12 protein-coding genes are annotated in these 11851 nt (G+C 53.2%); 6 read left to right on the forward strand and 6 right to left on the reverse strand.

Annotation, left to right across the window (positions count from 1 at the left end; genetic code table 11):
- The first annotated feature begins 25 nt into the window (after positions 1–25).
- From gap to fba, 4 genes are read left to right on the forward strand one after another with little or no spacing between them, the layout of a single operon-like run.
- The gene (gap, locus tag CKX93_RS05510) at positions 26–1024 is read left to right on the forward strand and encodes a type I glyceraldehyde-3-phosphate dehydrogenase (RefSeq protein ID WP_076755677.1); all 999 of its coding nucleotides are present in this window, start codon (positions 26–28) and stop codon (positions 1022–1024) included.
- Positions 1025–1034: 10 nt separating this feature from the next.
- The gene (locus CKX93_RS05515; protein WP_076755678.1) at positions 1035–2213 is read left to right on the forward strand and encodes a phosphoglycerate kinase; all 1179 of its coding nucleotides are present in this window, start codon (positions 1035–1037) and stop codon (positions 2211–2213) included.
- Positions 2214–2216: 3 nt separating this feature from the next.
- Entirely contained in the window at positions 2217–3659 is a 1443-nt protein-coding gene (gene pyk / locus CKX93_RS05520; RefSeq protein WP_076755679.1) for a pyruvate kinase, read from the forward strand.
- A 53-nt stretch (positions 3660–3712) separates the two neighbouring features.
- On the forward strand, positions 3713–4756 hold the full coding sequence (gene fba / locus CKX93_RS05525) for a class II fructose-bisphosphate aldolase (protein ID WP_076755680.1): 1044 nt from the start codon (positions 3713–3715) through the stop codon (positions 4754–4756).
- A 47-nt stretch (positions 4757–4803) separates the two neighbouring features.
- On the opposite strand, the gene mtgA is transcribed toward fba, so the two are convergent.
- Complete coding sequence (gene mtgA / locus CKX93_RS05530) at positions 4804–5544, reverse strand: monofunctional biosynthetic peptidoglycan transglycosylase (RefSeq protein ID WP_076755681.1); 741 nt, start codon at positions 5542–5544, stop codon at positions 4804–4806.
- A gap of 67 nt (positions 5545–5611) precedes the next feature.
- On the opposite strand from mtgA, the gene trhP reads away from it, so the two are divergent.
- Positions 5612–6940, forward strand: a complete 1329-nt coding sequence (gene trhP, locus CKX93_RS05535) for a prephenate-dependent tRNA uridine(34) hydroxylase TrhP (RefSeq protein WP_076755682.1) — start codon at positions 5612–5614, stop codon at positions 6938–6940.
- Here trhP and CKX93_RS05540 read toward each other — a convergent pair whose 3' ends face one another.
- On the reverse strand, positions 6941–7435 hold the full coding sequence (locus CKX93_RS05540) for a peroxiredoxin (RefSeq protein WP_076755683.1): 495 nt from the start codon (positions 7433–7435) through the stop codon (positions 6941–6943).
- Between the two features lie 74 nt (positions 7436–7509).
- Here CKX93_RS05540 and CKX93_RS05545 point away from each other — a divergent pair, with 74 nt between their 5' ends.
- Positions 7510–8853, forward strand: coding sequence for a YihY/virulence factor BrkB family protein (locus CKX93_RS05545; RefSeq protein ID WP_076755684.1), 1344 nt, complete (start codon positions 7510–7512; stop codon positions 8851–8853).
- Here CKX93_RS05545 and CKX93_RS05550 read toward each other — a convergent pair.
- From CKX93_RS05550 to rsxG, 4 genes are all read right to left on the reverse strand, one after another.
- A complete protein-coding gene (locus tag CKX93_RS05550) occupies positions 8850–9764 on the reverse strand; it encodes a carboxysome shell carbonic anhydrase domain-containg protein (protein WP_159435529.1) in 915 nt (304 codons plus the stop codon). The two genes, CKX93_RS05545 and CKX93_RS05550, sit on opposite strands and share 4 nt — an antisense overlap.
- A gap of 137 nt (positions 9765–9901) precedes the next feature.
- Positions 9902–10534 carry an endonuclease III gene (nth, locus tag CKX93_RS05555; RefSeq protein ID WP_076755686.1) on the reverse strand — a complete coding sequence of 211 codons (633 nt, stop codon included), beginning with the start codon at positions 10532–10534 and terminating at the stop codon, positions 9902–9904.
- The gene (locus CKX93_RS05560; protein ID WP_076755687.1) at positions 10531–11214 is read right to left on the reverse strand and encodes an electron transport complex subunit E; all 684 of its coding nucleotides are present in this window, start codon (positions 11212–11214) and stop codon (positions 10531–10533) included. Before CKX93_RS05560 ends, nth begins: the two co-directional genes overlap by 4 nt.
- Before the next feature lies 1 nt (position 11215).
- A complete protein-coding gene (gene rsxG, locus CKX93_RS05565; RefSeq protein WP_076755688.1) occupies positions 11216–11848 on the reverse strand; it encodes an electron transport complex subunit RsxG in 633 nt (210 codons plus the stop codon).
- Between the last annotated feature and the right edge of the window lie 3 nt (positions 11849–11851).

Genomic DNA, 11851 nt, shown 5'->3' on the forward strand with positions numbered 1-11851 from the left:
AAGACGATTTGGAGAGAACAGCACTATGACGATTAAAGTGGGCATCAATGGTTTTGGGCGCATCGGCCGAATGGTTTTCCGAGCCATTGCCAAAGAATTCCCTGAGCTGGAAGTCGTAGCCATCAACGATCTGTTGGATCCTGAATATCTGGCTTATATGCTGAAGTATGACTCAGTTCACGGGCGTTTCGCCGGTGATGTCAGCGTTGAAGGAAGCCACATGGTAGTTAATGGCAAAAAGATTCGCCTGACTGCCGAGCGCGATCCCGCCAATCTGAAATGGAACGAAGCAGGCGCTGAGTTGGTCATTGAGTCCACAGGATTTTTCCTCACCGAAGAGACCTGTCAAAAGCATCTGGATGCTGGCGCTAAAAAAGTCGTTCAAAGTGCTCCCTCTAAAGACAGTACGCCGATGTTCGTTTACGGCGTTAATCATGAGGAATATGCTGGTCAGGCTATCATCTCTGCCGCTTCTTGTACGACCAACGCTCTGGCGCCCGTGGCCAAAGTGCTCAATGATCATTTCGGCATTAAGCGCGGCTTGATGAGTACCGTACATGCAGCAACCGCTACTCAGAAAACCGTTGATGGTCCCTCACAAAAAGACTGGCGCGGCGGCCGCGGTATTCTGGAAAACATTATTCCTTCATCCACAGGCGCCGCTAAAGCGGTAGGCAAGGTCTTGCCAGAACTCAATGGCAAACTCACGGGTATGGCATTTCGTGTGCCCACTTCTGACGTCTCCGTTGTTGATCTTACCGTTGAGCTAGACAAAGGTGCGGAATACAGCGCCATTTGTCAGGCCATGAAAGAGGCATCGGAAGGCAAGCTCAAAGATGTGCTGGGTTATACCGATGAGAAGGTCGTCGCCACAGATTTCCGGGGTTGCAGTCAGCCCTCTATTTTCGACGCTGAGGCCGGCATCGCGCTGGACTCAACATTCGTGAAAATCGTCGCCTGGTATGACAATGAGTACGGCTACACCTGCAACCTGCTGCGCTTGGTTCGCCACGTAGGCCAGTAAGGTGGCTACCATGAGCGTTAAAAAGATGTCTGGGTTGGATCTGGCCGGTCAGCGTGTGCTGATCCGGCAAGACCTCAACGTGCCAGTGAAAGATGGCAAGGTGACCTCTGATGCGCGCATACGCGCAAGCCTTCCCACCATCAAGCAGGCCGCGGAGGCTGGCGCCCGCGTCATGTTGATGTCGCACTTGGGCCGCCCAGAAGAGGGTGTGTTCAGCGAGGCTGATTCGCTGGCGCCCGTAGCCGAACATCTCTCAGGACTGTTGGGAAGTCAGGTGCGCCTAGTGCGTGATTATCTCGATGGTGTAGATGTTGCCGAAGGAGAGGTCGTCCTGCTGGAGAATGTGCGTTTCAATAAAGGCGAGAAAAAAGATGACGAGACATTGGCACGCCGTTATGCCGCACTCTGCGACATATACGTGATGGATGCCTTTGGTACGGCGCATCGTGCCCAGGCCTCTACCCATGGTGTGGGTCAGTTCGCCCCGGTTGCGTGCGCCGGTCCCTTGCTGGCAGCTGAACTGGACGCTTTGAGTAAAGCCTTGGGTAGCCCAAAACGACCGCTGGTAGCCATCGTCGGTGGGTCTAAAGTGTCAACCAAACTCACCGTGCTCGACTCACTGTCTCAGGTTGTTGATCAGCTGATCGTCGGCGGTGGAATCGCTAATACTTTTATTGCGGCCCAAGGCCACCGTGTGGGCAAGTCCTTGTGTGAAGACGATCTGATTCCCGAGGCCAAGCGCTTGATGGAAGCTGCCCGTGCCAAGGGTGGTGAGATTCCTGTACCTACTGATGTGACGGTGGGTCAGGAATTTTCCGAGACTACGCCTGCAACGGTCTGTGGTGTTGCGGAGGTGGGTGGTGGTGACATGATTTTCGATGTGGGCCCCAAAACCGCTGCCAGTTATGCCGCATTGCTAAAAAAAGCCGGGACCATTGTGTGGAACGGTCCAGTGGGCGTATTCGAGTTCGATCAGTTTGCCGGTGGCACCAAAGCCATGGGTGAGGCGATTGCCGCCAGTGATGCATTTTCGATTGCTGGCGGTGGCGATACCCTGGCAGCCATCGATAAATACGGTCTGGCCGATAAGATTTCCTACATCTCCACCGGTGGCGGTGCCTTTTTGGAGTTTCTTGAGGGCAAGACACTGCCAGCAGTAGCGATGCTGGAGGCTCGAGCCAAAGGCTAGCTGATGCGCAGAACCAAAATCGTCGCCACCTTGGGGCCGGCAACGGACTCGCCGGCCGCCATGCGTCGACTTGTCGATGCGGGCATTGATGTGGTGCGTCTTAATTTTTCTCATGGCAGTGCCGATGATCACCGGCGGCGTCTGGCCTTGTTACGTGAGGCAGCAGAGGCAGCGGGTCGTATCATTGGTATTTTGGGAGACTTGCAGGGACCGAAAATCCGTATCACCCGGTTTGCTGATGGGGCAATCGAGCTGGCTGAGGGCGATGACTTCGTTCTGGACGCATCCTTAGATGCTGCCGCCGGCGATCAGCATCGAGTGGGTTTGACCTATCAAGCTTTGCCCGACGATGTGGCGGTGGGCGATATGCTGTTGCTCGATGATGGCCGTTTGGTGCTAAGCGTGAAAAAAGTGCAGGGTTCGGCGATTCACACCCAGGTTCTCGTTGGCGGAACACTGTCCAATAATAAGGGCATTAATCGTCAGGGCGGAGGGCTATCTGCGCCAGCTTTAACCAACAAAGATCTGGAAGATATCCGTTTGGCTGCTGAACTACAGGTCGACTTTCTGGCTGTCTCGTTTCCACGCTGCGGGGACGATATTCGGCTGGCTCGAGAAAAGCTGCAGGCAGCCGGAGGGCAAGCGGAAATCTGCGCCAAGATCGAGCGTGCCGAGGCGGTCACGGCTATTGAGGATATTCTCGACGAAACCGACATCATCATGATTGCCCGCGGTGATTTGGGTGTTGAGATTGGTGATGCGGAGCTTCCCGGTGTGCAAAAGCGTTTGATTGAATTGGCGCGCACCCGTAATCGCGTCGTGATTACCGCCACTCAGATGATGGAATCCATGATTACCAATCCCATTCCCACGCGCGCCGAGGTCTTTGATGTAGCCAATGCCGTGCTCGATGGAACGGATGCCGTCATGTTGTCTGGGGAAACCGCGACTGGAAAATATCCGCACATGGCGGTAACGTCGATGGGCCGGATTTGCGAAGCCGCCGAGCGCCAACGTCAGGCTCGTGTATCCAAACATCGCATGGACAGTACATTCGAGCGCGTCGATGAGGCCATTGCCATGGCAACCATGTATACGGCGAACCATCTTAACGTGAAGGCCATTGTGGCCATGACCGAATCTGGCTCCACCGCTCAGTGGATGTCCCGTATCAGCTCGGGTATGCCGATTTTTGCCATGACACGCCATGAGCCGATCTGTCGCAAGGTTTCTCTATACCGGGGCGTTTATCCTGTGTCATTCCAAAGTGAGAATACCAGTCATGCGGAAAACAATCGGTTGGTGGTCGGTATGCTCAAAGAGGCCGGCATGGTTGATGATGGTGATTTAGTGATCATCACCAAAGGCGACCTCACAGGTGTCCATGGTGGCACCAATGCCATGAAGATCGTACAAGTGGGCGCATTGCAGGACAGCGTCAGCTAACTAGCGAATAGGTAACCACTTTTTACAGTTAACAAACCAGAGGAGGTCTCAGTATGGCCCTTATTTCTTTACGACAGTTGCTGGATCATGCCGCCGAACATGGCTATGGCATGCCCGCATACAATGCCAACAACATGGAGCAGGTGCATTCAGTAATGCAGGCCGCCGATGCGGTTGATTCTCCTGTGATCATTCAGGCATCCGCTGGCGCGCGCAGTTACGCGGGCGAACCCTTTCTGCGTCATTTGATTATCGCTGCGGTCGAACAGTACCCGCATATTCCGGTTGTCTTGCATCAGGATCATGGGGCCGAGCCGGCTGTTTGTATGCGATCCATTCAGTCTGGGTTTACCTCGGTGATGATGGATGGCTCTTTGATGCCTGATATGAAGACCCCAGCCAGCTATGAATACAATGTCGAGGTGACTCGTCAGGTCACTGAGATGGCCCATTGGTTGGGTGTCTCGGTCGAAGGCGAGCTGGGTTGCTTGGGGTCTCTTGAGACGGGTATGGCCGGCGAGGAAGACGGTCACGGCGCCGAGGGTCAGTTGTCTCATGATCAGCTACTGACGGATCCCGATGAAGCGGCAGATTTTGTGGAAAAGACCGGTGTTGATGCTCTGGCGATCGCTATCGGCACCAGTCATGGTGCCTATAAGTTCACGCGCCCACCCACTGGAGACATTCTCGCCATCGACCGCATCAAGGAAATTCATGCGCGCATTCCTAATACCCATTTGGTGATGCATGGTTCTTCCTCTGTGCCGCAGGAATGGCTGAAAATCATCAATGAGTTTGGTGGTGACATGGGTGAAACCTATGGCGTGCCCGTTGAGGAAATCCAAGAAGGCATTAAACACGGTGTGCGCAAGGTGAATATCGATACCGACCTGCGTATGGCTTCAACAGGTGCCGTGCGTAAGTTCCTGGCTGAAAATCCCAAGGAGTTTGATCCACGCAAGTTCCTGAAAGCCTCCACCAAAGCCATGAAAGACATCTGTCAGGCTCGCTTTGAGGCCTTTGGTTGTGCCGGTATGGCCTCCAAGATCAAGCCCATCAGCCTCGAAGGCATGGTCAACCGCTACAAAGCGAAATAAAAAATGGGGTACGACCCCATTTGGGGTCGTACCCCATTTTCGCATTTTCAATGCGGGTAAAGGCCGTCTAGGTAGCCTCGTTTCTCCAGCTCCGGGAGTTGCCATAGGATCCAGGCCTGACGTTCGATGACATAGTCGTTTGGGCTATGGATCCTCAGGCGTGACGGGCTAGGTAAGATGCTAGCCAAGAGCGCGCCTTCTTCAACTGTGAGTTCTGCTGCTGGTTTGCCGAAATAGCTTCGGCTGGCGGCTTCGATGCCGTAGATGTTGGGTCCGAATTGCGCAATATTGAGATAAATCTCGAGAATGCGCTGTTTGGGCAGTAGGGCTTCAAGAAAAACCGTAAACCAGGTTTCCAAAAGCTTGCGACCGATACTGCCTTGCGGCCAGAGGAAAAGATTTTTCGCGGTTTGCTGCGAGATGGTGCTTGAGCCACGGATGACTCCGGTGCTGCGGTAGTCGCGAATCGCCCAGCGGATAGCCCGATAGTCAAAACCATGGTGGTGGCGGAAATTCTGGTCCTCGGCGGTGATGACAGTATGCACTGCCGGTGCTGAGATCCACTCTAATTTCACCCACTGATGCCGTACTGGAATGCGGTGTCCTGTAACAGTATGCGAGTGTTCGTGGCGCAGCATGAAGGCTGATGTTGTTGGATCCAGCCAGCGCAGACTGCCTACCAAAAGCAGACTGGCCAGCACCGCGATCAATCCTAGCACCGCAAAGCTCCGCACAACCCAGCCAAACGTGGGTCTCCAAAAACGCAGTGCAAGCGGGTTTTGACTCATGACTGCAATATCGCGATTTTTTTGGCTGAGTGGAAGTGCTGATGTGGGAATCTGCTAGGATGCCGGCATGTCTACACCCCACGCACCCGGCCCCGAGTTATTAGCGCCTGCTGGAACGCTCCAGCATGTAGAACACGCCTTAGCCTATGGCGCTGATGCAGTCTATGCCGGGATGCCCCGCTATTCCCTGCGGGTACGCAATAATTCATTCTCCGGTGTCGATACCCTGCGCACGGGTATCGATATGGCTCATGCCGCCGGAGGACGCTTTTACCTCGCGGCCAACATCACCGCGCATCAAGCCAAGGTGCACACCTTTTTGCGGGATATCACGCCAGTTATTGAGCTGCAGCCAGATGCGCTGATTATGGCCGATCCCGGTCTGATTATGTTGGTACGGGAAAAATGGCCGGAGATGCGCGTGCACCTCTCTGTTCAGGCCAGCACAGTCAACGCCGCTGCGGTACGTTTTTGGCAACACATGGGACTGAAACGGGTCATTCTCTCTCGCGAATTATCCCTCAATGAAATCGAACAAATCCGCCAAGAATGTCCCGATATGGAGTTGGAGGTCTTTGTTCATGGCGCCATGTGTATCGCTTATTCAGGGCGCTGCTTATTATCGGGATTTTTTAATCACCGCGATGCCAATCAGGGCACCTGCACTAATGCCTGCCGTTGGCAGTACCAGCTGCAGCCAGCAGCCAGTGATGCCACTGGCGATTTGGTCCCCATGCGCACTGAGCGGCATCCGCAAGCCAATCAACCTTTCTTGCTCGAAGAGAGTGAGCGGCCGGGTCAGTGGATGCCCATGGAAGAGGACGAACATGGCACATATATTCTTAATGCCACGGATCTGCGGGCCATTGAACATGTGCACCGATTGACGGCCATAGGTGTGGATTCGGTGAAAATCGAAGGCCGCACTAAATCCCCATACTATGTTTCTCGTGCGGCGCGAGCCTATCGAGCAGCGCTCAACGACGCTGCGGCTGGGCGGCCATTTAATCCCGAACTGCTGACCGATCTTGAGGGTCTAGCGAATCGAGGTTATACCGATGGATTTCTTGTTCGTAATCGTGACCGCACGGAAACCTATGAACGAGGACACTCCGAATCTGATTACCGCTTGCTGGTTGGCGCTATCCGGAGTTACAACCCGGATACGGGTGAGGCGGATATCGAGGTCAAGAACCGCTTTTCATTAGAAGACACATTGGAGGTGATGACGCCCTCAGGTAACCTCAAGCTTCGGGGATTTGTCATGCACAACTTCGATGGTGAATCGGTCTCAGTGGCGCCGGGTTCCGGTCACTGGGTGCGCCTGGCTTTACCGCCTGGCGACTACCGCCACGCTTTCGTGCTGCGTTGTTTGGATAAAGAATCTGCGCTCTGATCAGTTGAGGGTCTTTAGGACCTCAAGAACCCGGTCGGCACCGCTCTCAACAACTTGTCGAGGTTGATCAACGCCCAGCCAACTCACGATGCCATTATCCACGATCATCGCGTAGCGGCGCGAGCGGGTTCCCATGCCACTGCCGCTGGCGTCCTGATCCAGACCCATACCACGCGCGAAATCGGCATTGCCGTCGGACACCATAATAATGCCATCGCCGGTCTCATGAATGTCTGCCCAAGCCTGCAACACAAAGATGTCGTTGACAGCGATGCACAAGATTCTCTCCGCACCTGCCGCGCGTAAGGCCTGTTCACGATCGATGAAGGAAGGCAAGTGAATGCCCGAGCAAGAGGGCGTAAAGGCGCCGGGAACAGCAAAAGCCACAACGCGAAAGCCTGCGAACAGTTCATCTGTGGCCACAGACTGATCTCCCGAAGCTGTCATAATGCGCAGGCTAACGTCTGGCAAGCTATCGCCAATTTGGATGCTCATAGGCGCTCCTGAGGATTCGATGATCTTAGAGTGTAACTTAAGCTAGAGTAACAGGGATTTTACCGGGAAGATCGATGGGTATCATGAAAGCTATTGAGACTTTTATCTACTGGCTGCAGACAGGCAATCTGCGCGTTTTGAATCCTTGGAAGGCCCGTTTTTTCGCGTCCTTACGGGCCTTCAAAGACATCATTCAAGATGCCAGTAACGGACCACTAAGTCTGCATGCGATGAGTCTAGTGTATACCAGCATGTTGGCCTTTGTGCCTCTGCTGGCACTGTCTTTTTCCGTGCTGCATGCTTTCGGTGTACATAACGCAGTGGAACCGTTTTTGTTGAATCTGCTTGACCCCCTGGGTGAGCAGGGTGAAGAAATCACTCAGCAAATTGTTTTGTTCGTCGATAATATTAATGTCGGCGTTCTAGGCTTTGTTGGCTTGATATTTCTGCTATTCACCACCATTGGCCTGATCCAAAAGGTGGAGAATGCCTTTAATTACATCTGGCAAATAAAAACACCGCGCAGCTTTGTGCAGAAATTTTCCAGCTACCTCAGTGTCATTCTGGTGGGGCCCGTTCTGGTGTTTTCAGCGTTGGGGATTACCGCTTCTCTGATGGCCTCAGATATCGCCCAACAGGCTTTGGATCATGAGGTGGCTGAGCAATCCTTGGCGCTTGTTTCTTTTCTACTGCCCTACGCCCTTTTAGCCGGTGCTCTAAGTTTCTTTTACATCTTTATTCCCAATACTCGGGTGCGCTTCTTGCCTGCATTGGTTGGCGGTTTGATCGCTGCAGCACTTTGGAAGCTCACGGGTATGGCATTTTCTGGAATGATGTCGGGTTCGACACGCTACGATGCGATTTACTCCAGTTTTGCCATCATGATCCTATTATTGATCTGGATTTATTTGAACTGGCTGATCTTATTGTTGGGATCCAAGGTAACCTTTTTCCTGCAAAAACCGATTTATCTGTTTGCCGGTAGTGAAGAGTCAGGCACGCCCAGCAGCTGCCAACAGGAGCAACTGGCATTGCAGCTCATGCAGGCTATTGGCAAACAGTTTGCTGAGGGTCAGAAACCCCTTACGGCAGAACAATTGGCTCACCGGCTGCAACAGCCAGATGGATGGGTGGGTCAGGCCCTGCAAGCGCTGCAATCAGCCAATATCTTACTCGGCCTAAATCAGGAGCCAGAAGCCTATATCCCAGCGCGCGATATTGACAGTATCAGCCTTAAGTCAGTGGTGGATGCAGTGCGCGGTAAAGCGGTAGACTCGGGAGTCGCCACCGTGATTCCTGTGCAAGAAACGTTAAAAGACATTGATACGGCTTTGCAGGATAGCTTGGGCCGCTGTTCGCTGAAAAATTGGGTGCAGAGCGAGACGCCCCAAACCCCTGATGAATCATTGCGTAATTAGGGGTGCAGCAGTTCTAAAGATCGCTTCTCGACGTTAAAGATAGCGCTTAAACGTGTCAGGCGTCGAGTAAGCTCGGGCTCTGTATGCGCAATGATGTTCTCGGCGAGATCAGCAGAAAGCCGCGAGCGAAACTCTGCTGTAGCCTTCTCCACCAAGCCATCGTTATAAAGGCAGCAACTAAGCAACAGGGCGCCATCTTCAGGAATTCTTCCCTTTTGCATGTTGCGAGCAACCACTCGGGCAGCCGTAGAAACCGGTTTTCCCATGTCGGGGCTATATGGGCCAATGACCATGGCGACATTGGGGGTTCGAATAAACTCGAAACCGTTGCCGACGCAAATAGCCCACTCACAATGTTCTAAGGCGATACCACGCTCAGTGGCGCGCAGCTCTGCCGCATGATTCACATTGCCCTGCAATAGCGGCAGAAAATCCTGAGCCAAGTTTTCCGGTAAGTGGGGGTGCAGTCTGTTTAGCCAAACTCCAAGACTATCCGCATTGAGTTCAGGGTCAGACAGATTGAGGCTTTGGCCATCGGCGCCGTGGATGAGTAAAGCCTCTATGTCTGTATCAAAGCCACAGACCAGCGGATAAACTGGAAAAGCATGACTCACATAGGTTTGACGGATGTGTTCGGCCACCTGAAAACAGTCTTGGCGAGCCAATTCGGTATCGCAACCGTAGGCAGCGCAGCCGAGGTGTGTGTGGCTGCCCGAGAAGTGATAAGTCACCATGATCAAGCTGCCCTGACCTAAAGCAGCGGCAGCACTGATATGGCTGTCCACATGACTGGCGAAATCCATGCGCTTCATGGTCAGTTGTGGGCCGATATTGCGCAAAAACTTCATCAAGCCTGGGGGACTTTGCATGGCGTGGGCCAGATTGACCCGGCCATCGATACAGGCAGTCACCAAAATGGGGCTTGGGTGTTCCTGAACATAGCGCCGTCTAGCGGCACTAAGATCTGGATGGCTGAACCGCTCACAATAGACTTGAGCTTCATTTAAAAGCCATTCAACGCGTTGTTGTATTGGTAAATCTTTTAGGTTCAAAGGTTCTTATTCTTATAGTCACAAAGGTCAGCAATAAGACACTCTGCACATCGCGGCGAGCGTGCCAAACACACATAGCGTCCATGCAAAATCATCCAGTGATGAGCATCTTGTTTAAACTCATTGGGCACAACTTTCAAGAGGCGATTTTCAACCGCCAGAGGCGTTTTGCCGGGGGCGAGACCAGTTCGATTGGCGACCCGAAAAATATGGGTGTCCACAGCAATGGTCGGCTCGCCAAAAGCGGTATTGAGAACAACATTGGCTGTCTTGCGCCCGACGCCGGGTAACGCCTCCAAAGCCGCACGATCACGCGGCACTTCACCTCCATGCTTCTCCATAAGGATTTGGCAGGTTTTGATGATGTTTTCTGCTTTGCTATTAAAAAGACCGATCGTGCGCACATACGATTTCAGTGTTTCCACACCCAAATCGAAGATGGCTTGCGGTGTATTGGCCACAGGGAAGAGCTTAGCTGTGGCTTTGTTAACGCCCTTATCTGTAGCCTGCGCGGAGAGAATAACCGCGATCAGTAATTCAAAAGCGCTGTCGTAGTTCAGTTCGGTTGTGGGCTTTGGGTTGGCACTTTGCCAGCGATAGAAAATATCCCACCGCTTTTCTTTGTTCACGCACGCACCCCTTGAGGTGCAACGGATCTGCGCAAAGCACGGCGCTCCACTTGTTGATCGATGACGTTTTTCAGTGCCAACAACAGGCCCAGTCCAATAAAGGCACCGGGCGGCAATATCGCTAAGAGAAAGCCTCGATAATCCTCGATAAGAACAATCGAAAACCCCCGCGCTGCCTCGCCAAACATGAGATGCGCGTTGGCCATCAGCGTTCCGGCCCCCAATGCTTCGCGCATAGCACCCAAAGCGACCAAAACTAAGGTAAAGCCAATACCCATGGTCAGGCCGTCCACAAAGGCTCGCGGCACGGCATTGCGGGAGGCAAAAGCTTCGGCGCGGCCAATGATGGCGCAGTTGGTCACAATCAATGGAATAAAGATGCCCAATACCAAGAACAATTCGTGGAAAAAGGCATTCATGGCCAGTTCGATGGCAGTGACTACTGAGGCAATGATTAAGACAAAAATAGGAATGCGAATTTCGGGGCGCACCCAATTGCGAATCATCGACACGGAAACATTAGAGGCGACCAGTGTTAGGGTAGTAGCCAAGCCCAAACCAATGGCATTGACCATAGTTCCAGAGATGGCCAACAAAGGGCAGAGGCCCAACAACTGGACCAGCCCAGGATTGTTGTACCAAAGCCCATCAGCCACAATTTGTCGGTAGCTGCTGATCATCTTAATCCGCCCGGTTCCCCGTTTCAGCAGTCATTTGGAATAGATCTGACCCATAGGCTTGAAAGTATAGCAGGGCATTGCGCACGGCTCTGACCACAGCTCTAGGGGTGACGGTTGCGCCAGTAAACTGGTCAAACACTCCACCATCACGATGCACCGCCCAAAGATCCTCCTCTGGATCCGCCAAAGACCGTTCATTAAAGCCCAAAATCCAATCAGATCGAGTGGCTTCAATATCATCGCCTAGGCCGGGAGTCTCCCGATGCGCAACCACGCGAGTTCCAGCAATGCGGCCATCCATGAATACACCAACCAGCATGTGAATATCCCCTGAATAGCCGCCGCGCGCCACAACCGTGAATACCACGGCAACCGGTTCACTTTGACGACGCGCCAGATAAACCTCGAGATCATCACCACCCAGTAAGGGGTCAGAGAGGCGCAAGCTGTCTTGAAGAATATCGTTATCGTAGAGATCTTCGGGCAGGATTTCATTGAGTCGCGCCAGAGTCGCCGCCTCAATATTGGCTGCGATACGCTCACGCGTGCTGTCATGAATCAACGCTACTAGAGTGGTTCCCAGCAATCCGAAGAGGGCCAGTAGCGCCGTGGAGATGATGATGTTGCGTCCCATGAA

Origin of the sequence: Ectothiorhodosinus mongolicus (genome assembly GCF_022406875.1) — a bacterium.
GTDB lineage: Bacteria > Pseudomonadota > Gammaproteobacteria > Ectothiorhodospirales > Ectothiorhodospiraceae > Ectothiorhodospira > Ectothiorhodospira mongolica.